Origin of the sequence: Variovorax sp. Root318D1 (genome assembly GCF_001424835.1) — a bacterium.
Taxonomy (GTDB): Bacteria; Pseudomonadota; Gammaproteobacteria; order Burkholderiales; family Burkholderiaceae_C; genus Variovorax.
Map to the genome: position 1 here is coordinate 71,561 of NZ_LMCQ01000020.1, position 21,655 is coordinate 93,215.

At 62.8% G+C, this 21,655-nt stretch carries 23 protein-coding genes; 19 read left to right on the top strand and 4 right to left on the bottom strand.

Annotated features, from left to right (window positions below; translation table 11 throughout):
* The first annotated feature begins 6 nt into the window (after positions 1–6).
* The 7 genes from hisI to tatC all read left to right on the top strand — a co-directional run bounded on the left by hisI (position 7) and on the right by tatC (position 3,198).
* Positions 7–396: a phosphoribosyl-AMP cyclohydrolase gene (gene hisI / locus ASC78_RS17150; protein ID WP_055803655.1), complete on the top strand. Its 390-nt coding sequence runs from the start codon at positions 7–9 to the stop codon at positions 394–396.
* Positions 393–773, top strand: a complete 381-nt coding sequence (locus tag ASC78_RS17155) for a phosphoribosyl-ATP diphosphatase (RefSeq protein ID WP_055803658.1) — start codon at positions 393–395, stop codon at positions 771–773. Before hisI ends, ASC78_RS17155 begins: the two co-directional genes overlap by 4 nt.
* An 11-nt stretch (positions 774–784) precedes the next feature.
* Positions 785–1,174: a DUF4870 family protein gene (locus ASC78_RS17160; protein ID WP_055803661.1), complete on the top strand. Its 390-nt coding sequence runs from the start codon at positions 785–787 to the stop codon at positions 1,172–1,174.
* A complete protein-coding gene (locus ASC78_RS17165; RefSeq protein ID WP_055803663.1) occupies positions 1,164–1,523 on the top strand; it encodes a histidine triad nucleotide-binding protein in 360 nt (119 codons plus the stop codon). The genes ASC78_RS17160 and ASC78_RS17165 overlap by 11 nt, the downstream gene beginning before the upstream one ends.
* A 62-nt stretch (positions 1,524–1,585) precedes the next feature.
* Positions 1,586–1,834, top strand: a complete 249-nt coding sequence (tatA, locus tag ASC78_RS17170; protein ID WP_055803666.1) for a Sec-independent protein translocase subunit TatA — start codon at positions 1,586–1,588, stop codon at positions 1,832–1,834.
* Positions 1,835–1,847: 13 nt separating this feature from the next.
* Positions 1,848–2,306, top strand: coding sequence for a Sec-independent protein translocase protein TatB (tatB, locus tag ASC78_RS17175; RefSeq protein ID WP_055803669.1), 459 nt, complete (start codon positions 1,848–1,850; stop codon positions 2,304–2,306).
* 79 nt (positions 2,307–2,385) lie between these two features.
* Positions 2,386–3,198 (top strand): twin-arginine translocase subunit TatC, encoded by an 813-nt coding sequence (tatC, locus tag ASC78_RS17180; RefSeq protein WP_055804349.1) that lies wholly within the window; start codon positions 2,386–2,388, stop codon positions 3,196–3,198.
* Between the two features lie 4 nt (positions 3,199–3,202).
* Here the strand turns inward: tatC and ASC78_RS17185 are convergent, their stop codons facing one another.
* Positions 3,203–4,363 (bottom strand): Do family serine endopeptidase, encoded by a 1,161-nt coding sequence (locus ASC78_RS17185; RefSeq protein WP_055803673.1) that lies wholly within the window; start codon positions 4,361–4,363, stop codon positions 3,203–3,205.
* Positions 4,364–4,580: 217 nt separating this feature from the next.
* Here ASC78_RS17185 and ASC78_RS17190 point away from each other — a divergent pair, with 217 nt between their 5' ends.
* Positions 4,581–5,354, top strand: a complete 774-nt coding sequence (locus ASC78_RS17190; protein ID WP_055803676.1) for a Nif3-like dinuclear metal center hexameric protein — start codon at positions 4,581–4,583, stop codon at positions 5,352–5,354.
* The gene (pdxA, locus tag ASC78_RS17195; RefSeq protein WP_055803679.1) at positions 5,351–6,415 is read left to right on the top strand and encodes a 4-hydroxythreonine-4-phosphate dehydrogenase PdxA; all 1,065 of its coding nucleotides are present in this window, start codon (positions 5,351–5,353) and stop codon (positions 6,413–6,415) included. The genes ASC78_RS17190 and pdxA overlap by 4 nt, the downstream gene beginning before the upstream one ends.
* Before the next feature lie 10 nt (positions 6,416–6,425).
* Here the strand turns inward: pdxA and mscL are convergent, their stop codons facing one another.
* Positions 6,426–6,857, bottom strand: a complete 432-nt coding sequence (gene mscL, locus ASC78_RS17200) for a large conductance mechanosensitive channel protein MscL (protein ID WP_055804352.1) — start codon at positions 6,855–6,857, stop codon at positions 6,426–6,428.
* Here mscL and ASC78_RS27505 point away from each other — a divergent pair.
* The 10 genes from ASC78_RS27505 (at position 6,856) to ASC78_RS17245 (ending at position 17,777) form a co-directional block, all read left to right on the top strand.
* Positions 6,856–7,041, top strand: coding sequence for a hypothetical protein (locus ASC78_RS27505; RefSeq protein WP_157634473.1), 186 nt, complete (start codon positions 6,856–6,858; stop codon positions 7,039–7,041). The two genes, mscL and ASC78_RS27505, sit on opposite strands and share 2 nt — an antisense overlap.
* Positions 7,042–7,686 carry a phosphatase PAP2 family protein gene (locus ASC78_RS17205; RefSeq protein WP_055803682.1) on the top strand — a complete coding sequence of 215 codons (645 nt, stop codon included), beginning with the start codon at positions 7,042–7,044 and terminating at the stop codon, positions 7,684–7,686.
* A gap of 418 nt (positions 7,687–8,104) precedes the next feature.
* Complete coding sequence (locus ASC78_RS17210) at positions 8,105–9,268, top strand: polysaccharide biosynthesis/export family protein (protein ID WP_055803683.1); 1,164 nt, start codon at positions 8,105–8,107, stop codon at positions 9,266–9,268.
* Positions 9,265–9,720 (top strand): low molecular weight protein-tyrosine-phosphatase, encoded by a 456-nt coding sequence (locus ASC78_RS17215; RefSeq protein ID WP_055803686.1) that lies wholly within the window; start codon positions 9,265–9,267, stop codon positions 9,718–9,720. The genes ASC78_RS17210 and ASC78_RS17215 overlap by 4 nt, the downstream gene beginning before the upstream one ends.
* Entirely contained in the window at positions 9,717–11,972 is a 2,256-nt protein-coding gene (locus ASC78_RS17220; RefSeq protein ID WP_055803689.1) for a polysaccharide biosynthesis tyrosine autokinase, read from the top strand. Before ASC78_RS17215 ends, ASC78_RS17220 begins: the two co-directional genes overlap by 4 nt.
* Positions 11,973–12,315: 343 nt before the next feature.
* Complete coding sequence (locus tag ASC78_RS17225) at positions 12,316–13,029, top strand: sugar transferase (protein WP_055803692.1); 714 nt, start codon at positions 12,316–12,318, stop codon at positions 13,027–13,029.
* A gap of 13 nt (positions 13,030–13,042) precedes the next feature.
* The gene (locus ASC78_RS17230) at positions 13,043–14,191 is read left to right on the top strand and encodes a polysaccharide pyruvyl transferase family protein (RefSeq protein WP_157634474.1); all 1,149 of its coding nucleotides are present in this window, start codon (positions 13,043–13,045) and stop codon (positions 14,189–14,191) included.
* Between the two features lie 11 nt (positions 14,192–14,202).
* The gene (locus ASC78_RS17235) at positions 14,203–15,270 is read left to right on the top strand and encodes a glycosyltransferase (RefSeq protein WP_055803697.1); all 1,068 of its coding nucleotides are present in this window, start codon (positions 14,203–14,205) and stop codon (positions 15,268–15,270) included.
* Positions 15,270–16,547 (top strand): hypothetical protein, encoded by a 1,278-nt coding sequence (locus ASC78_RS17240; protein WP_157634475.1) that lies wholly within the window; start codon positions 15,270–15,272, stop codon positions 16,545–16,547. The genes ASC78_RS17235 and ASC78_RS17240 overlap by 1 nt, the downstream gene beginning before the upstream one ends.
* Positions 16,548–16,550: 3 nt before the next feature.
* On the top strand, positions 16,551–17,777 hold the full coding sequence (locus tag ASC78_RS17245; RefSeq protein WP_055803702.1) for a lipopolysaccharide biosynthesis protein: 1,227 nt from the start codon (positions 16,551–16,553) through the stop codon (positions 17,775–17,777).
* A 68-nt stretch (positions 17,778–17,845) separates the two neighbouring features.
* Here the strand turns inward: ASC78_RS17245 and ASC78_RS17250 are convergent, their stop codons facing one another.
* Together ASC78_RS17250 and ASC78_RS17255 are read right to left on the bottom strand one after the other, a co-directional pair.
* Positions 17,846–20,929, bottom strand: a complete 3,084-nt coding sequence (locus ASC78_RS17250; RefSeq protein WP_055804355.1) for a YjbH domain-containing protein — start codon at positions 20,927–20,929, stop codon at positions 17,846–17,848.
* A complete protein-coding gene (locus tag ASC78_RS17255; protein ID WP_055803705.1) occupies positions 20,926–21,546 on the bottom strand; it encodes a YjbF family lipoprotein in 621 nt (206 codons plus the stop codon). The genes ASC78_RS17250 and ASC78_RS17255 overlap by 4 nt, the downstream gene beginning before the upstream one ends.
* Between the last annotated feature and the right edge of the window lie 109 nt (positions 21,547–21,655).

Sequence of the window (21,655 nt, forward strand, 5' to 3'; positions counted from 1 at the left end):
ATCGCGATGAATTGGCTCGATGAAGTGAAGTGGGACGCGAACGGCCTGGTGCCCGTGATCGCGCAGGAGCAGGGCAGCAACGACGTCCTGATGTTCGCCTGGATGAACCGTGAGGCGCTCGAAAAGACCGCCGAGCTTGGCCGCGCCGTGTATTTCAGCCGCTCTCGCAGCAAGCTCTGGTTCAAGGGCGAGGAATCGGGCCACGTGCAGACGGTGCACGAGATTCGCATCGACTGCGACAACGACGTCGTGCTGCTCAAAGTCACGCAACTCGGCCACGAGCCCGGCATTGCTTGCCACACCGGCCGCCACAGCTGCTTTTTCAGCAAATACGAGAACGGCCAATGGACCGCGGTCGAGCCGGTCTTGAAAGACCCGGAGTCGATCTACAAATGACAGCCACAGTGAACACCTCGGATGCCCTTGCACGCCTTGCCGCGGTCATCGAAAGCCGCTTGCCGGCGCGCGGTGGCGATGCTGAAACGAGCTACGTGGCGCGCCTGCTGCACAAAGGCCCCGACGCTTTCCTCAAGAAAATCGGCGAGGAGGCCACCGAAGTGGTGATGGCCGCCAAGGACGCCGACCATGGCGGCGACCGCACGAAAATAGTGAACGAAGTGGCCGATCTGTGGTTCCACACCATGGTGGCGCTGGCCCACTACGGCTTTTCGCCCGCAGAAGTGATTGCGGAGCTCGAGCGCCGCGAAGGCACCAGCGGCATCGAGGAAAAGGCCCTTCGCAAGGCGCAGGCCCGCGAGGCATCCAACGATTGAAAGGACGTCCAATGGCCAACGATATCGTGAACGTTGAACCCGACGAGTCCCTCAGGACCTGGGGCTGGGTGAGCTATATCCTTCACCTGATCGTGGCCGTCGGCGCCGTCCTGCCCGGGGCGCAGGCGTCCGTGATCCTTCTGCTGGTCGCGCTGGTGATCGACTTCGTCAAGCGCGACGATGCCGCCGGCACCTGGCAGGCCACGCATTTCAGCTGGCGCATCCGATCGGTGCTGTGGGCCGGGCTGCTGTACCTGGTCACTTCCTGGCTCTGGCTGCTGTTTCTCGTGCCGGGCTGGATTGCCTGGAGCCTGATTTCGCTGTGGTTTCTCTACCGGATCGTGAAGGGCATGATCCGCATGAAAGACAGCCGACCCATGGAACCCCAAGATGTCATCTGATCCGAACTGCGTCTTCTGCAAAATCATCGAAGGCAAGATCCCCTCGCGCAAGGTCTACGAAGACGACGAACTGTTCGGTTTTCACGACATCGCGCCCTGGGCGCCGGTCCATTTCATGCTGGTGCCCAAGCGGCACATCGCCTCCATGGCGCAGCTCACCCCCGAAGACGCCGCGCTGATGGGCAAGATCATGACGCTGGCGCCCAAGCTCGCGCTGGAGCAGGGCTGCAGGCCCTATCCGGACGGCGGCTACCGGGTGGTGGTCAACACCGGCGCCGAGGGCGGACAGGAGGTCCACCATCTCCATGTCCACGTCATGGGCGGTCCCCGGCCCTGGCTTCGTGGCTGAACATTAGGCCAAACTGTCACATTTCGCCCGACTAAAATCGGACACATTCTTAGGAGTCTTCCATGGGTTCATTTTCAATCTGGCACTGGCTGATCGTGCTGCTCGTCGTGGTCATGATCTTCGGCACCAAGAAGCTGCGGAACATGGGTTCGGATCTTGGTGGTGCGGTAAAGGGCTTCAAGGACGGCATGAAGGACGGCGGCACCACCGACGCCAATGCCGCTTCGTCGGCCCCCGCCGCCCAAGTCACCGGCCAGCCGGCCAACAGCGACAAGTCGACAATCGACGTCGAAGCGCGTCAGAAGTCCTGAGCGCGGGTCATAAGTGCTCGACCTTGGCATTGAGAAACTGGCGCTGATCGGCGTCGTGGCGTTGATCGTGATCGGACCGGAAAAGCTGCCGCGCGTGGCGCGCACGGTCGGCACCCTGCTGGGCAAGGCGCAGCGCTACGTGAACGACGTCAAGGCCGAAGTCAATCGCTCGATGGAGTTGGACGAACTGCGCAAGATGAAAAGCACGGTGGAGGATGCGGCGCGCGACGTCGAGAGCAGCATCCAGACCGGCGCAAGCGATCTCGAGAAGCAGTTTTCCGGCTCCGGCGAAACGCTTTCGGCCCTGGCCGAACCCGAGCCCTCGGTGCCGGAGTACCGGCATCCCCGCAAGAACTGGCGCCTGAAGCAGGGCGCCACACCGCAGTGGTACAAGGCGCGCGCCGGCGTGCGCACCAAGGCGCTGTCGGGTGCCGCGCGCGTGGCGCGTTTCCGCCCCCACAAGATCAACTAGCGGCTTTCATTCCCCCGCGTTTTTCGTGCGCCGCATGCCGGCCGAAGCCAACGCTTTCTCCTGCTCTTTTTCCCTCCCCATGGCCGATTCCGACAACAAGAACAAAGACGCAGAAGACGAGTTGGCGGGCACCGAACAACCGTTCGTCCAGCATCTGGTCGAGCTCCGCGACCGACTGCTCTATTGCGTCTACGGCCTGGTGATCGCGGGTGTGCTGCTGGCCATCTGGCCCGGTCCGGGCGGGCTGATCGACCTCATCGCCATGCCGATCCAGGCCCACATGCCGCCGGGCGCCAAACTCATCGCGGTGGGCGTGTTCTCGCCCTTCTTCGTGCCGCTGAAGGTGCTGATGATGACGGCCGTGCTGCTGGCACTGCCTTGGCTCATGTATCAAATCTGGATGTTCGTGGCGCCGGGGCTCTATAGCCATGAAAAGAAATTCGCGCTACCGCTGATCTTGTTCGGCAGCCTGCTGGCCTATGTCGGCATCGCCTTTGTGCAGTTCTTCGTGCTCGACAAGATGTTCGGCTTCATTCAGAAATTCACGCCGCCGAGCGTGAGTGCCACGCCTGACATCTCGTCGTACGTGGAGGCCATCTTGTCGCTCTACATCGCGTTCGGCGTGGCGTTCCAGGTGCCGATCGTCGTGATGCTGCTGGTGAAGTTCGAGATGGTGACCATCGAAAAGCTGCGCTCGTTCCGCGGCTACTTCATCGTGGTGGCCTTCGTCATCGCCGCGGTGCTCACGCCGCCCGACGTGGTGTCGCAGCTCGCGCTGGCGGTGCCGATGTGCCTGCTCTACGAGGTCGGCATCATCGGCGCGCGCTACTTTGCAGGCGGCAAGAAAAACGAAGAGGAAGAAGAAAGCGCCGATTCGTCGGCGTCATCCTGACCGATCACTCAGTCTGGTTGGGGATCTGCCGCACCGGGCTCCTGGGCCGAAGGCCCGGGGTCACGTCCAGTTCCATCTTGTCGGTGCCGCGCTGCAGCGCGAAACGCGCGGTGCTGCCGGGCTTCAGGCCGGCAACAGCGGTCAGCAGGGCCTGCACGCTGTCGGTCTTCTTGTCGCCGACCGAGGTGATCACGTCCCCCGGCCGGATGCCGGCCTTGGCTGCGGGGCCGTTCTGCAGCACGCCTGTGATGATGACGCCGGCGTTCGCCTTCACGCCGAAGGTTTCGGCCAGTTCCGGCGAAAGCTCGTTCGGCTCCACGCCGATCCATCCGCGCCGCACCTGGCCCTCTTTCACGATGCCTTCGAGCACGATCTTGGCCATGGACACCGGAATCGCGAAGCCGATACCCATGCTGCCGCCCGAGCGCGAGTAGATGGCGGTGTTGATGCCCTGCAGGTTGCCGTTGACGTCGATCAGCGCGCCCCCGGAATTGCCGGGGTTGATGGCCGCGTCGGTCTGGATGAAGTTCTCGAAATTGTTGATACCGAGTTGGTTGCGCCCCAGCGCCGAGACGATGCCGCTGGTGACCGTCTGGCCCACGCCGAAGGGGTTGCCGATGGCCAGCACCTGGTCGCCTACCTGGAGTTCGTCGGAGTTGCCCAGCACGATCGCGGGCAGCTTGTCCATTTCGATCTTGAGCACGGCCAAGTCAGTGTCCGGATCGGTGCCGATCACCTTGCCGCGCGTGTGGCGGCCGTCGTTGAGCGTGACTTCGATTTCGTCCGCGCCCTCGACCACGTGGTTGTTGGTCAGCACATAGCCGTCGGTGCTCACGATCACGCCACTGCCCAGGCCGACCTGGGGCTGGTCGCCCTGGTCGCCGAAGAAGAAGCGGAACCACGGATCATTGCTGCGCGGATGGCGCTGCGCGGCCTTGCTGGTGTTGATGCTCACCACGGCCGGCGACGCTTTCTTGGCCGCCGCGCTGAGGCTGCCGGCGACCGGCACCGACGGGGCCCCGGCCGGTGCCTCGACGATCGACACCACGCCGCCCAGCGAGGTGGTCCGCCGATTGACCCACTCGGGCTTGAGCGTCGCGACGACGAAGTAGGCCGCCAGCAGGACGGTCACGGCTTGGGCAAAGAGCAGCCAGGTGCGTTTCATGAAACTTTGATTGAACGAAGAAAAACACGCCGCCCACGCGGCGCCATGGCCCATTGTCCCTCAACCCCTATTTGCCATAAAGCGCGCAACGCGGTCGAGATGGGCGGGGCTGCTGAATAACCCTTGTCATCGCTGGACGAGCCTGCAGGCCCTGGTGGCCCCTCGCGGCGCGCGGCCATGCCATGCGCAACGCAGAGGGGAGCGCGACAATGTCGCGATGAGCACCACCCGCCACGAATTGCTGCACGCGTTCGACCTGCTTCTCGCGCCCTCGCGCTTCAAGGACTACGGACCGAACGGCCTGCAGGTCGAGGGCCGCACCGTGGTGCGGAAGATCGTCTCCGGCGTCACCGCCAGCCGCGCGCTGATCGAGGCTGCCATTCACGCCGAGGCCGACGCCATCTTTGTCCACCATGGCTTGTTCTGGCGCGGCCAGGACGGCTGTGTTACCGGCTGGATGAAGCAGCGCCTGGGTTTGCTGCTGGGCGACGACGTCAACCTGTTCGCGTACCACCTGCCGCTCGATGCACACCCTGAACTCGGCAACAACGCGCAACTCGGGCTGCAGCTCGGATTGCTCGCCCATGCCGGCTCGACCGGGCGCTTCGGCGAACAGGAGCTCGGCTTTCTCGGTGCCCGCGACAACGGAGAAGCCTTTGCCAGTGCCAAGGAGCTCGCCGCGCATGCGGAAAAGATCCTGAAGCGGCCCGTCACCCTCGTGGATACGGCGCACCGCCCCCTCAAGAACATCGCATGGTGCACAGGCGGCGCCCAAGGCTATTTCGAGGCCGCCATTGCCGCCGGTGCCGATGCCTTCATCACCGGGGAGATCTCCGAGCCGCAGGCCCACTACGCCCGAGAGATGGGGGTCGCTTTCCTGGCTTGCGGACACCACGCCACCGAGCGATATGGCGCGCAGGCCGTGGCCGGGCACGTGGCGGCGCAACTCGGGCTGAAGCACGAATTCATCGACATCGACAACCCCGCATGACCGGACAGGCTTCCAGCGCTCTCAACGCCCCCATCGCCATCACGCTCGGCGATCCCGCGGGCATCGGGCCCGAAATCATTGCCAAGGCCTTCCGCGAGCAACCCGACGCCACCCGCGGCGCCTTCGTCGCTGGCGACGTGGCCACGATGCGCCTTGCATCGCAGGCCTTGGCGCAACCCGGTCGACCCGCCTGGCCGGTGGCCGAAATCGGGCAGATCGCCGAAGCGGCCGCCGTGCCGCCGGGCTGCATCCCCGTGCTGCAGGTGGTCGCGCCGACCGACAGCATCGTGCCCGGCCGGATCAGCGCCGAAGCCGGCCGCGTCGCCGGCGAGTGCGTGGTCTGGGCCGCGCGGGCTGCCTTGAAAGGCGATATCGCCGCCATCGTGACCGCCCCGCTTCACAAGGAAGCGTTGGCCGCGGCCGGCTTTCCTTATCCCGGGCATACCGAACTGCTGCAAGCCGAAGCCGCCGCGCATGCGGGCATTGCGCTGGACGGCATGCCGGTGCGCATGATGCTGGCCAACGACGAGTTGCGCACCGTGCTGGTGAGCATCCACATGTCGCTGCGCGACGCCATTGCCGCGGTGAGCTTCGCCGGCGTGCTCGAGACGCTGCGCATCACCCACCGCGCCTTGCACCGCGTGCTCGGGCGGGCGCCGCGCATCGGCGTGGCCGGCCTCAATCCGCATGCGGGCGAGGGCGGATTGTTCGGTTCTGAAGAGCGCGACATCATTGCGCCGGCCATCGAGGCTGCGCGCGCCGAAGGCATCGACGCCGATGGCCCCCACGCGCCAGACACCGTCTTCATGCGCGCGCGGGACAAGGCCGGCGTGCCGGGGAGTGGCGAGTTCGACGTAGTGATCGCGATGTATCACGACCAGGGCCTGATTCCGGTCAAATACCTTGGCGTGGAAAAGGGAGTGAACGTGACGCTGGGCCTGCCGCTGGTGCGCACCAGCCCCGATCACGGCACCGCGTTCGACATTGCAGGCACCGGCCGGGCCGATGCATCGAGCCTCGTCGAAGCCCTGCGCATGGCCAGAAAGCTGTCGGGCCGCTGAGAAGAAGCGTTCAGGGCCGCTTCAGGCTGTCGCGGATCTCGCGCAGCAGGGCGATGTCCTCAGGCGGCGCCACCGGTGCCGCGGGAGCGTCCGCCTGGTGTTTGCGCAGCTTGTTGATCTGCTTGACCATCATGAAGATGATGAAGGCCAGGATGACGAAGTTGACCGCGATGGTGATGAAGTTGCCATAGGCGAGCACGGGCACCCCGGCCTTCTTGAGGTCGGCCAGAGTGCTCGGCACGCCGGCCGGCACGCTGCCCAGCACCAGGTAGAGATTCGAGAAATCGAGCTTGCCGAACACCAGGCCGACGATCGGCATGATGATGTCGGCCACCAGGGAGTCGACGATCTTCCCGAAGGCCGCACCAATGATCACGCCCACGGCGAGATCGATGACGTTGCCCTTGACGGCAAATTCCTTGAACTCGCTGATGATGCTCATGATCAATATGCTCCGGGTGCTGGTGTTGAACAGGCGCCAGTATGCCTGCGGATTCGCTGGTTTGAACCGTGAAAGCCTCGCGGCGCGTAATGCAAAAGATTTCTTTTTTCGATGGTCTGCTTTAATGGGCTTGATCAATCGGCACCGGCGCACCAATAAAGGCGCGCAGTCTCTTTTTAAATAGATGAATAGTTTCTGGTTAATTGCCACCGGATTCGGTGACAGCGGCTTCCTGTTGCCTGCCGCATTCGGGGTTGCAATCTGGCTCGCAATCGATCGGGGCACGCGCCCGGCCGCGGTGCATTGGGTGCTGCTATTTGGCGCGTGCGGCCTTGTCGTGATGCTTTCCAAGCTGGCTTTCATGGGCTGGGGAATTGGCAGCCGCCGCTTTGATTTCACTGGTTTCAGCGGTCATACCGCATTGGCGACCAGCCTCTGGCCGGTCATTTTCTGGCTTGTGGCACTGCGCGGCGCACCATTGGTGCGCATGGCTGCCGCGATATCGGGATGGGGATGGGGCGTCTTCATCGGCCTGTCGAGACTGGCGCTCGAAGTTCACTCCACGGCCGAAGTCGTCGCGGGTGCCGCACTGGGAACCCTGGTGAGCGCCAGTTTTCTGAGACTGCAGTGGCACCGGCAGCTTCGGGTGCGAACAACTCGATGGCTCGCGCTGGGCTTGGTGCTGCCGCTATTGTTTTTGATAGTGGGGCGTCCCGCCCCCACGCAGTATGTGCTCGAGAGACTGGCGGTCTGGATGGCGGGCATCGAGCGTCCATTCACGCGCGCCGACCTGCTGCAGGCCCGCGAGCCGGCCCGTGGACCGGCCTGAGCACACAACTGTTTACAAAAGAGTAAACCTTTCGCAAACCTGCTCGGGCGACGCTTTTGTAGTTTCAGCGCCACAATTCACCGATTTGAGCTGTTAATTAATAGTTCACATCTTCAAATCGCAAGGCATGGCTTCGCCTGCGCATTCAAAGCCTTCGTTCCCAATGGAAAAGGGGGTTCAGCTATTGATCTTTGAGATAACCCTTAAGTCCTCAGGGTTGATCCGCAAATAGACACATTTTTTGCACCTATTGCACGGAAAGTGGGCGCTGCGGCCGCAGCGACAATTCGGCCCAGCCCGTCTGCCGTTCATGCGCAGGCTTGCTTTTGACGAACCGCGGCAAAAAGGTTCGGCCCAAATACCAAGTGGGCTCGGGCCTTGCATATGAAATCGCGGTTGCCGAAAACCAATATGTGCAATGGGGATCAATTTGACACGCTTCGTGTACCCGATGGGGTGGGGTTTTGCCCTAATGGGCGCGCTATTGCTGCAGGGCTGTGCGCCGGGCTTCAGTTCCGTGGGCGCCTATGAGGCAGACCAAAGCCTGCCGCCGGAGTTCCAGTACCTGCCCGCCGACGGGGCACCGGATGGGGTCATCACCTCCATATCGCCCGCGCTCATCCGTGCGATGGCGCAGGCGCAGCCGGCCTCCGTTTCGCCGGAAGTGAAGTCGCTCTTCGGCGAAGCGCCGGTCTACACCATTGGGCCCAGCGACGTGGTGGGCGTGATCGTCTACGACCATCCTGAACTGCTGCCCAATGCGGGCGCGGTGATCACGCAGCAAGCAGATCCGACCGGCATCAGCGTGGCGCCCGGCTTCATCGTCGGTGCGGACGGGCAGATCACCTTTCCCTACATTGGCCGCGTCAAGCTCCAGGGGCTGACCGAGATCGAGGCCTCCGACCTGATCGCGCGCCGCATTGCCGCGTACATCAAGGACCCGCAGGTGACGGTGCGCATCCAGTCCTTCAGAAGTCGGCGCGCGTTCGTCGAGGGCGAGGTGCGCACCCCCGGGCTGCAGATCTTCACCGACGTGCCGATGACGCTGGCAGAGGCCATCAGTCGCGCGGGCGGCATCACCGCCAACGGCGACCGCTCTTTCATCACGCTGACGCGCGGCGACAAGACCACGCTCATCAACCTGCCCAACCTCCAGGAATTGGGGGCCGACGCCAGCCGCATTCCGCTGCGCAATGGCGACATGATCCAGGTGCGGCACCGCGACGAGAGCAAGGTGTTCGTGATGGGCGAAATCGCGCGTCCCTCGGCGCTCGTCATGCACAACGGACGGCTCAGCCTCAACGAGGCGCTGGGCGAGGCGGGCGGCCCTAACCTGAATTCGGCCCACACGGGCCAGATCTACGTCATCCGCAACAACGCAAGAGGTTTGCCGGCCATCTTCCACCTGAACGCCAGGAATCCGGCGGCACTGGGGCTGGCCGAGCGCTTTCCGCTGCAGCCGCGCGACGTGGTCTACATCGACTCCGTGCCGCTCGTCACCTGGAACCGCCTGGCCAGCCTGATCCTGCCGGCCGCCCAGGTCATCAATGCGGGCGACGAAGTCTGGAGCCGACACAGATGAAATCGATCCTGACAGTCTGCATCGGCAACATCTGCCGAAGCCCGATGGCGGAAGGTATCTTGGCCGCGGGCCTGCCGCATCTTCGCGTGGTGTCCGCCGGAACCGGCGCGCTCGTGGGAAAGCCGGCCGATGCCATGGCGCAAAAGCTCATGCAGGCGCGCGGCATCGACATTTCGGGCCACATCGCCCAGCAGGTGAGCCAGTTGCTGTGCCGGCAGGCCGACCTGATCCTGGTCATGGACATGGCGCAGCGCCGCCACCTGGAGTCGACCTACCCCTTCGTGCGCGGCAAGGTCTTTCGCATTGCCGAGGCCGCCAAGCAGGACGTGCCCGATCCCTACCGGCAAGACGAGGCGGCTTTCGCGCATGCGCTGTCGCTCATCGACGTGGGCGCCGGGACATGGATCGACCGCATTCTGAAAATTACGAAACCTGAGCAGCAATCCACATGAACGCATCCCAGCAAGCCGCCCTGCCGATGCCCGCGCTGGAAGACGAAAGCGAAAAAAAATTCAGCCTCGTCGAGTACCTGGACATCCTGATCGACAACCGCTGGCTCATTGCCATCGTGGTTGGCGTGATGCTGTTGCTGGGTGTGACCTATGCCTTCTTCGGCAAGCCCATGTACGAAACCAACGTGGCCGTGCAGGTCGAGGACTCCGGCAATTCGGCCGGCAGCTTCCTGGGCGACGCCGCATCGTCGCTGCTGAGCGTGAAGACGCCGGCCGCGGGTGAAATCGAAATCATCAAGTCGCGCGCCATCCTGGGGCAGGCGGTGGAAAACACCAAGCTGTACATCAGCGCCGTGCCGCGCTACGCGCCCATCGTGGGCAGCTGGTTGGCCCGGCGCGCCACCGATCTGTCGGAACCCGGCTTCATGGGCCTTTCTGGCTACGTCACCGGAACCGAGAAGATCATGGTTCCCCAGTTCGACGTTCCGGCCGACTTCGAGGAAAAGCCATTCACGCTGACCGTCGGGCCCGACAACCGTTACGAGCTGGCCAACCCCGAACTCAAAGCGCCTCTCAAGGGCACGGTGGGAACCCCGCTGCTCGCCAACCTGCCGAGCGGCAATCTCCGGCTTCTGGTGAGCGCCATCAGCGCCAAGCCGGGCGCGCAGTTTCGGCTCGTGCGCTATTCGAAGCAACTGACGCTCCTGACGCTTCAGGACAGCCTCAAGGTCGTCGAAAAAGGCAAGCAGTCCGGCGTGCTCGACGTGGGCTGGAAGAGCCCGAGCCCTGAAAAGCTGACGCAGCTCCTCAACGAGATCGGGCGCCTCTACGTGCGTCAGAACATCGAGCGCAAGGCCGCCGAGGCCGAGAAGACGCTGGGCTTCCTGGACACCGCGCTGCCCCAGTTCAAGAAGCAGCTCGAGCAATCGGAGGACCTGTACAACCGCTACAGAAACGAGAACGGCACGGTCAGCCTGGACGACGAAGCCAAGAACGCCTTGACCCAGACCGTCGACCTGCAGTCCAAGCTGCTCGAGGCGCAGCAGAAGCGGCGCGAACTCTCAGCGCGCTTCACGGACAAGCATCCCGCACTCCTGACGCTGGACACACAGATCTCCGCCTGGAAGGGCGAAATCGCTTCGGTCGATTCGCGCATCCGGAAGATGCCGCTGCTGCAGCAGAACACCGTGCAGATGCAGCGCGACATCAAGGTCAACACCGACCTCTACGTGTCGCTGCTCAACAGCTCGCTGCAGATGCGGCTGGCCAAGGAAGGCAAGGTCGGCAACGTGCGGCTGCTTGACGAAGCCATCGTTCCCGAGGAGCCCGTTTGGCCCAAGAGGCCGCTGATCATCGCCGTGGCGCTGCTCCTGGGTCTCATGGCGGGTGCCGCCGTCGCGATTGCCAAGAACTCGCTCTTCGGCGGCATCCGCAATCCGAGCGAAATCGAAATGCACACGGGGCTCAACGTTTACAGCAGCATCCCCCTGAGCCCAGCGCAGCGGACGATCGACAAGAACATCGAAAACAGGGTACCGGGCGTGCACATCCTCGCGCTGCAGCATTCCGAGGATCCCGCGGTCGAAAGCTTGCGCAGCCTGCGCACGGCCCTGCAATTCGCCATGCTGGAAGCCGCCAACAATCGCCTGCTCATTTCAGGGGCGACACCGGGAGTCGGGAAAACTTTTGTTTCCGTCAATTTCGCGGCAATCACGGCTGCGGCGGGCAAAAAGGTACTTTTGATTGACGCCGATTTGCGCAAAGGGCGGGTTAATCAATTCTTCTCAATGTCGCGTTCATCGGGCCTCTCGGAGTTGATCGCAGGCACGCTGAGCTACGAAAAGGCCGTTCGCCCGTCGGTTTTGCCGAATCTGGACGTCATCACGACCGGAATGCTTCCCCCCAATCCGGCGGAATTGCTACTAAGCGATTCATTTGCCCAGATCCTGGAAAAACTATCGCCGCAATACGACTTGGTGATTGTCGACACTGCCCCCGTGCTGGTGGCTGCGGACACCGCATCGGTAGCGCCGCTGGCGGGCTCCTTGCTTCTTGTCGCGCGCGCAGAAAAGACACAACTCGGCGAATTGAACGAGAGCGTCAGAAGATTGGCTCACGCAGGCTGTACAGCCAATGGCGTAATTTTGAATGCTATGGACTTATCTCGACGCCATGCCGGGAGCAATAGCTATAAATATGGTGGTTACCGTTACACACACTATAAATATAAAAACAACAGGGATACCACCTAGGCTATAGCCGAGTTTCTGAGAAAATTCAGTGAGATTGTGATAATTGTCACGTGACGCACTAATTCGGTGCTCCGATTAAATGCTAATAAAAAAGGGCTACGACACAGTGCGTCATTCTTTTGTATTAGGTATTTCAATCGCTCGGCCGGCGCGCTGATAGTCCGCGCTGCAACCTTCAAGGCTCCATTTGCCAAGCCGTTTTTCAGGCGTGGCATGGGCTGTCACGTGCCACTGGACCCTGAATGGGGCAAGCGCTTGCTTGTAAGACGAAAGGTGCTCCTGCAATGAGAGTTCTCAACCTAGAAATTCGCTTTCGCTACAAATGTGAAGACGGGGTGTGCGTATGACCAATTTCTCTCGCGAGGAGTCCCTGGCTCCAGGAGGCGAAGAGGCTCGAAGCGGAATCGCGGATGAACTGGAATGGATCAGGGTTCGTCATCCGGCCATGCTGCGCGCCGGAAAAAGAGCAGTAGACATCTCCGCGTCGTTGTTCTTTTTCTGCGTGTTCGGCTGGCTCTACGTGGTGATCGCCATCGGCGTTTTCATCAGTTCCGGCGCCCCGGTCTTGTATTCGCAGCCGCGCTTCGGGCGGGGTGGGCGCGTGTTCAAGTTCTACAAGTTCCGCTCGATGCTGCCGAACTCTGCCCAGATCCTCGAGGAGCATCTCAAGAACGACCCGGTGGCGCGCCAGCAGTGGGACGACTATCAAAAGCTCGAGAACGACCCGCGCATCACCCGCTTCGGCAAGTTCATCCGCAAGACCAGCCTGGACGAGCTGCCGCAGTTCTGGAACGTGCTCGTGGGCGACATGAGCCTGGTCGGTCCCCGGCCCTGCATGCTGGACCAGAAGAGCCTGTATGGCGCCGATTGGTCGTTCTATTGCGCCGTGCGGCCCGGGATCACCGGGCTGTGGCAGGTCAGCGGCCGCAATCAGCTCAGCTACAAGAAGCGCGTGGCACTGGATGTCACCTACGTGGAGACGCTGTCCGTGGGCACGGACATTGGCATCTTCATCAGAACCATCTGGGTGGTGGCCGTCGGCCATGGTTCACGGTGAAACCGGGTCAACGATGAAAAAGATTCTGATCTGCGCAGTGCCCTTCAGCGACAACCTCGGCGACGGGGTCATTGCCGCATCCCTGGCCCATATTGCCGGCCTGAAATATCCGCAAGCCAACATCGAATTCCTGGACATTGCCGGCCGCGTCGGCTTCCAGGAAGAAAACTTGCGTGGCGGGGGCGCATTCGAGGTTTTTGCAAAGCTGCCGTCGGTGCTGCGGTCGCTGATCGTCTTTCTGTATTGCCTCAAGGGCTACTTTCTTGCATGGCGAAAAAACTGGAAGGCCGCGGTCAGCGACGCGGATCTGGTTGTCATTGGCGGCGGCCAGCTCTTTTGCGACGTGGCACTCAACTTTCCGGCCAAGCTGTATTTCTTGAGCAGGTTGTTGCGCGGCAAGCGCGTGGTGATTGTTTCGGTCGGGGTCACGGCCAAATGGTCTTTCTGGGGCCGCTTTCTCGTCAAGCGCTTCATCAAGAATGCGAGGCCAGTTTTCTACGCGACCCGAGACAAGGAGTCGGCAAGCAACCTGCACACGCACTTCAGAATTCCGAGAGGCAGCATACGGGTCGTTCCCGATCCCGCCCTTGTTTGCGCGGACGCGTTTTCGGAAGAGCTCTCGCCGGAAAAAAACTGGGACATCGGCATTTGCGTCAGCAGCCTCGATGCCCTTGTCATGAATTCCGAATACGCCAACTCCAATTCGACCCAGTCCGCCCGCTTTTTTTCAACACTGGCCGAAGCCTTGAACGCGCAGGGAAAGCGGGTGCTCTATTTCACCAACGGCGCATCTGAAGACAACAAGGTATTGAGCGAAATTTCTTCCGAAGCCGGTGCCCTGAAATCAGGTTTTCTCGTGCCTCGGCATCCCGATGAACTGGTTTCACTGATCAGCGCCTGTTCCTGCATCGTGGCCCACCGGCTTCACGCAAACATCGTTGCCTACAGCCTGAACATTCCATCGATAGGAATGAACTGGGACAAAAAGGTTGAGTCGTTCTTCGAATTGACCAAGCGAAAGCGCTACCTGTTCGATTTGTCGCCCCGCGTCGAAAAACTCGAAGCGTCGGTACTGGGCGTATTGAGCGAAAAAACTCCGGACCGGCAAACACTCGATCTGCTCAGACGCGAAGTGGTTGCCGGAATTCATGCCTTGATCTGAGGGAGCGGGCCATGAAAATCTTGCACATTGCCGAAACACTCAAGGGCGGGCTGGAAACCTATCTTCGGATGGTCTCCGGTTTCCAGCAGAACTCTCCGGTGATCAGCCAGGCAAAGTTCATTCTTCCCGGGCCAGTGGACTGGCTGAGTTCGCAGGACACCCACGTGGTCCCGACCGCGCGCAGTCCCTTGGCCCTGGCGACCTATGCCGCCGCAGTGCGCAAGATCATCCGCACGGAACGTCCTTCGGTGCTTCATCTGCACAGCTCGATCGCGGGCGGAATCGTTCGCGCCATGGCGCTGCTCGGCCAGGTGCCTCAAGAGACGAAGATCGTCTATTGCTCTCACGGCTGGGCTTTCGACCAGATTGGCCCTTCGTACAAGAAGTCGATCTATCGGTGGGTCGAATGGCTCCTTTCGTACTGGAGCGACGCCATCATCTGCATCAGCGACCATGAGCTGCGCATTGCGGAAAAGTTCGGCATCAAGCGTTGCCGGTGCATTCCGAACGGGATCACCCCGGCGGCGGTTCTATTGGAGCAGGCCGCCGTTCCCAGGCATCCGCCGCACGCCCGGCGAATCCTGTTCGTGGGGCGGCTTGACCGGCAAAAAGGCATCGATGCACTGCTCGAGTCGTATGCGCGGGTTCGGCCCAATTTCAAGCTGATCGTCGTCGGCGGCTCCGTTCGAAACGATCTTTCTCTCGTCCAATCGGAGGACATCGAGTTCAAGGGATGGCTCGAGAAGGACGAACTCGACGCCGCCTACAGGTCTTGCGACGCGACCATCGTTCCCTCCAGATGGGAGGGCTTCGGCTTCGTCGCAGTCGAAGCCATGGCGCGGAGCAAGCCGGTGTTTGCATCGGCCGTAGGCGGCCTCGTGGACATCGTCGAAGACACCCGGAGCGGACGGCTGTTTCCGCTCGCACGTCTCGATGAAATGCTGCGCGAAATCGACCAGATCTCCGATGAGGACATGGTCCGGATGGGGCGGGCCGGGCGCGAGATTTTCGAGAAGAAATACACCGCCGACCGGATGAACTCCGCCATTGTCGATTTGTACAAGGAGTCAGTTCTTTGATGAAGTTTTCATCCCTTGCCCCTGTCTCGAAGCGCCTGTTCGGGGCTTGCAAGTTGCTCTGCGCTGCCTCGGCCCTTGCGGCTCTTTCCTGCGCGGCCCAGGCGCGCGGCATCAGCGAACTGAATACCGACTACCCGACGGCACTGAGCGTGCAGATCGACCCGAGCGACATCTCGGACGAAGACCTGAATGAAATCCGGGCGGCGGGCTTCGAGTTCGTCCGGTTCGGCGTGCGGCCGCCGCTGAAGAGCGTCAACCCCGGGCAGATCGACTACTCCAAGCTGATCCGGCGCGTGCGCAATGCGAGGCTCGACGCCATCGTGACGCTGTTCGGTGGCCGGGAGATCTGGGGCCACGAACCTTCTGACCTCGGCAGCGGCCAACGGGAAAAGCTGTTCGCGAACTTTGCCGCCGAATTCATGAACGCGCACACCGCCGACGTGGCGGTGTGGGAATTGTGGAACGAGCCCGACTACAAAACCTTTCTGAACCCGGCGCTTTTCTCGAACTTCGAAACCGCGACCGCGGAGTTTTGCAGCAGCATCGCGCAATTGAAGAACCCGCCGAAGATCGTCATGGGGTTCGGCTTTGCGAAGCTTCCGTTCAACCAGGGGCAAGTGCCGCCGCAACTCGAGAATGCCTTCGTCTCGGGAGCCAAGGCCAATTGCCTGACGGACATCTCGATCCACCCCTACCGCTCGATCCCGGAAACGGCGATAGCCGACTACGGAAAGCTGCGCGCCAAGCTGGACCAACTGCAGCTCAACAAGGTCGGCATCGTTGCCTCGGAATGGGGTTATGCGTCGTACCTGCCGGTGCGGGACCGCAACACTCAGGCTGCGCTCATCCTGCGTGAGTACCTGACCAACGTGGCCGCGGGCATCAAGCTCTTGAACCTCTACGCCTGGAAGGACCGGGGAACCTCCGTCGTTTCGAGAGAAGACAACTTCGGGCTCAAGTCGAAGGCCGGCGAGAAGAAAGAAGCGTTTTCCAGCCTGACCGAATTTCTCAAGATCGCCCGGACTTCGAAGAAGGTTTCGTACGACAGCAACGGGAACCTGAACAAGCTGGTGCTGAGCCGTGGAACCACCTTGCTGCACGTGGTGTGGACGCAAAGCTCCGAGCAGAACGTGCTGATTCCCGCAGCCAAGGGCAAGAAGTGCACGCGGGTCGACTTCTTTCCGCAGGTGCATCACGGGAGTTGCGGCAATCCGGTGGAAGGGGGCGTTGCTGCCAAGGCGTCTTCTTATCCGGTGCTGTTCTCCGTCGCGGACTAGGGGATGGCGTCCGGCATTCGAAAACGCCTCGGTGGTCCGATCTATGCCGTTGCAGACCAATGCATCTATAGCGCGAGCCAGCTGCTGCTGAGCTTCGCGCTCGCGCGGGCGCTGTCGCCTTCCGATTTTGGGATTGCGTCGGCATTCCTGGCGATCGTCAGTTTCCAATACATCCTGCATACCGCGGTGGTCCACGAGCCACTGCTGATCAAGCGCCACTACGCCGATCGGTCCGCCGCCTGGTGGAGCTGGGTGCTCGTGCTTGCCGTCTCATTGGCGGGCTTTGCGGCGTGGCAGTTCACGAGCTTCCCCGGGCCGCTGCGCTGGGCCGGCGTTGCGCTCATCGTGGGATACGAAATATTCTGGATCTCCCGCAGCGTCTTGCTCGTGGGGCGCCGGTACCTGGTCCTCTGCATCTCCGGCCTCTTGATCAGCATCGGATACGTGGCGGCCCTGATCGGGGCGAAGCCGGCCACGTGGACGCAGGCGCTGTTGTGGATCGCGGTGATCCAGCTGCCTTTTGCAGCGTTGGTTGCAACGACATTGAAAAGCGTGATCGCGCCGCTGCCGCCGCCCGCCGATTCCGCGGCGCTGACCGTGAAGGAAGCCGCCAGCTATGGCTGGAAGGCGAGTCTTTCGCAGCTCATGAGCTGGATCATGACGGGAGGCGCGATCTTGCTGCTGGGGTCCTCGGCAGATTCCGTGCAAGGCGGCTTGCTGAAGATCTACATCACCTTCCTGCTGCCCATGCAATACGTGCTGCTCGCGTTGGGCTATTACATCTTGCCCAAGCTGGCGGCCGGCTGGAACTCCGAGGGCCGGAAGGATGCATTTCGTCTCTTCATCAAGTTCGTGATCTTCGGCTTCGTGGTGGCCGAGATCGGCGGTGTGCTGCTGGGCCTGCTCGGCCCTTACCTGGTGGTCTTGGCGTTCGGCAAGAACTACAGCGGGATGGATTTCTCGCCGTTCTTTTACGCGCCCGCGATCTTTGGTCTCACGATGTGCCTCCGGACGGGGTTCAGGGCGGCCGCGCGGCCTGGAGCGCTTCTGTGGTGCTCGATGTTCGGCGCCCTGGTCTTCGGGGCCTGCATGCTCGTGGCGAAGCCGCCGATCTCCTACATCCAGACCATCAACGCCATGACGCTGGGCTTCGCCTGCATGGCGGCCCTGATGATCGGATGGCTGTTCGTCATCATGCGCGGCGCTGGTGCCGCCGCGCAGGCTCGCTGATCGCACTTCCAAGACTTTCGCTGCGCGGGTGAGCGGGTGCACCGATTCCTCGGCGGCCCGCCCACCGTTCACCGCGGCGGGGCGAAGTTCAGGATGTTGTCCCCCGCCTTCGGGCCGCCACTGGCGGGCGGCTCGAACTTGTAGGCGCTCGGGTCGCGCGCGGAAGTCATTTCGTAGAGCGGATGGATCCGGGCCAGGCGCGCACCGCCGTCGCGCACCAGTGGTGCCCACGCAAAGTTGGCGGTGAACTTGTTCGAGCGCGGCAGCAGCGCGTCGAAGGGCACGGAAAGATAGATGCCCTTGTCGAAGCTGCCTTCGCCGAACTGCCTGGCCGACACGTTGGTCTTGGTCACATAGGCACCGAGCACCACGCCATTGTCGAAGCGGCGGCTGATGTCGATGGTCACCCCGCGATCGCCGGCCAGGTACTGTCCCGCGCTGACCTTGGCCAGCACGCCGTTCCAGCCGGTGTCCCAGTAGAGGGTTGCATGGCCGGTGTTGACCTTGTAGTCGCGCAGGCCGAAGTCCTGCTCGAAGTCGCGCTGCCGCACGTGGTTGAAGTCGACGCCAATGGCCATCCGGCTGCGCCACGGGCGATAGAGCCATTCCGCGCCGACGCCCGCATACATGCTCTCGAGTGCGCCGCCGTACACGCTGTAGTACTGGTTGTCCGTCAACCGGCCGACGTGGGTCAGCTGCAGCACCGGCATGGTCAGCCGCTTCGAGGTGACGTACTCGCGCTGATAGGTTCGCACGCGCGGCAGGTTGCTGGGCGCCGTGTAGGTGAACTTGTCGAAGTTGTCGACCAAGCGCAGGTTCAACGCACCGTTGACCCAGGTGCTTGGCGTGAAGCGGTATTCCGCAACCGCCTGCACGCCAATCTGGTACAGCAGGAAAGAGTTGGGTCCGCCAAGGATCTGGCCAAGGCTCGGAGTGAGGCCAAAGCTGAACTTCTGGACTTGGCGCTCCCATGGCGCCAGGACTTTGTCGACCGGCGCGGCATCCTTGGCAGCTGAAGTGCCGCCGCCGCCTTTCGCAACCTGAAGGACCGGATCGTCGGCGCCGAGCGGCGGGGGCGCGTAATCGCGCTGGCTCGTGGCGCGCGCTTCGCTTGGCGCCTGTGCCTGGTAGTGCGCCGTCACCCATTCGTTCCGGTCGACCACCTGCGCGTGCAGCGCCAGGCCCCGTTCCGAATAGTGAAGAACGAAATTCTTGATCGAAGCCGGCGCATCGCGATGCAGCACGGCAATGATCTGCTCGACGCGCGCCGTCCGGTAGACGGTGGCGCTTTCGGTGATCCACACGTGCAGCATCGGGCCTTGCGGCGCAATGCGCTGGACGGTCCAGTCGGTGCGGCTTTCGATATCGGCGGCCGTTGCCGCCCAGCCCGGCGACGTGACGGGTGGCGTCGGCGAAAAGCGCGGCGCCGGCGCATCCGCCGTCTTGGGCATCTGCATCGTGGCAAGGTTGGTCTGCAGCGTAAGACCGACCATCACCTTGTTTCCGCGCTCGAAGCCGGCCGAGAAGGTCACACCCGGGGCGTAGCGGTACTCCAGGCCGATGTTGAAGGGCGTGCGCTGCGGCTGGCTGTTGTTGAGCGGCTCGTTCTTGTAGTCGTTGCCTTCGTATTCGAGCTTCAGCGTCAGCGGGTCCCAGGGCGTGCGCCATTGCACCCCGCCAAAGAGCGCGGCAGGTCCGCGAAAGAGCCGGCCGAAATTGGCGCCGCCCCATGTGGTCTCGCTGACTCGCGTCTTGAAACGGCTGCTCAGCGCGTTGAAGGGATTGCCGATGTTTCCGCTGCTTCCCATGTAGCCCCAGCCGATGCCGAGGCTGAAGTCCAGGTCGCCGTGGCGCTTGCTTGCCACCAGGTACTCGGATGAAAAGAGGCCGGTGCCGCCGATGTCGCGAAAGCCCAGCGCCACTTCAGGAAGGTACGCCGACTCTTTCCACAGCCGCGCCTTGAGGTCGATGCTCTTGTCCTTGTAGCCTTGGTTGCTGAGGCCGATGCCATAGATCCGGTTGCTGACGGACGTATAGCGGAAACCCGCTTCCAGCCAGTCCAGCGGCTGGAACATCACGTTCAGCCGCGTATAGGGCGAGACGTGCGTGAGTGAGGTGCGCATGTCCCCGGCCTGGCCCATGCGGGCGGTCGGCGTCTGCAGCAAGCCGGTCTCGCCCCAGTCGTTGCCGCTGGACTGCAGCGCGCGGTATTGCGGCGCCGCCTCGGGGCGCACCGAGATGGCGGTTGGCGCGAAGGTATCGGCCGGTGGCGGGGCCGTGGGAGCGGGCGGCATGTCGGTTGAAGGGGCCACTGCGATGGCTGCAGAAGCGGCAATGGGTGTTGCCGCAACAGGCGTTCCCGCGATTGCGGTGCCGCCTTGCGGCGAGGGCCCTTGCGTCGCCAGGAACTTGATCAAGCCCTCGGAAATCGCATTCAGGTCATCCACGCCGCGCGGCGCTGCCCAGACCCATGCGCCGGGGGCCGGCTCATCGGAGGGGTGCGCGTTCCATCCGGCGACGCCGACACGGGCGATGCGGCCGTCGGGCTGAGCGACCCACGCCCAGTCGTGCTTGCCCTCGGGGTTGCAGGCCACGACGTAGTCCCATGCCGTGCGCCCCGGTTCATGGACCACCTGGCACAGCCGGCCGTCGGGCTGCACGACCGAGATCGTCTTCAGCACGGAAGGAGGCGCGACCAGTTGCTGGCCCGCCTTCAACACCGGATCTTCCTCCGGATGTGCCTCGAGCCAGCGCGGGTCGACGATGCCGAGCGCAACCCGGCCGGTCACGGGAAGGCCTTGCAGCCATTTGATCAGCTGCTGGCGCTGGCCCTGTTGTTCCCGGCGCGCGCGCCGGGTGGCCGCGTCGAGCCGCAGCAGCAACTGGTTCTTGAGAAACTGCTGTGCCAGGCGCTCCTGCGGAACGCGCCACGCCAGCCCGGGAGCCGCGGTTTCGGCCGGCTGGCGCAGCAGCCAGGCGCTCAGCCGCTCGCCGGGACGAATGTCGGCGTCGTTGGCCGGGGTCTTGTTGTCGACGGGGCTGCCGCCGAGGGGCTGCGCCCCGGCGGCGCAAGTCGCCGCCAGCGCGCAGGCTACCGCAGCGCGAAGAGGCCAGGGATGTCTGCCAAAGCCACGGGTAAGCAAACTGCTCATGTACCAGCGCTCGCCGCTGCGACGGGTGCTGGGGGGGAAGGCGTCCACTGCTCGAAGCTCATACACAGGTCATTGGAAATACATTGCTCGGAATAAACGACCCGAGGCGTGCCGCCCGCCTGCGAAACGCCAAAGCGCGCGGGAGGCAGCGAGGCGCTCGAAGGGCGCGAAACGCTGCGCTCCTCGTACCAGCGCAAGGACGCGGCAGCCGTGCCGGCCACGGCGGCTTGCTGCGGCACGGCAATGGGCGTCTGGACGATCTCGTCGCGAATGCCGAACCGGTAGCCAGGCATCATGTCGCGCTCGCGCCCGAAGGTCTTCGGCTGCGAGGCGTTCGCGGCCTCGGCCCACGCCGGCAGCCTTGAAAAGCGCACCTCGCGCCAGTCGGTGGTGAGGCCGGTCGTTCCAACGAGGCGCCCGTCGAGCAATCTGACGACTTCGCCGGCGTTGCTGTACCACACCTCGACAGCGCCTTCAGGGCGCTGGTCGATGTAGCCGAGCACCATGTAGACCGTCTGGCCACCGACGACTACACGCAGGTAACGGTAATTCGGATTGAAAGTGGGCGCCGGTGCGGTGGCAGCACCGCTATATATATGGCGCGCAGTGGCCAGCATGGCCGAAGATCCGGAAGAACAACCGCCAACGCCCAAAAGAATTGCCGCCCAAAGACAGCATTCAATAAGTCGCGTGGCGAGACCAACGCGCGGAGCTTTCAGCGAATGC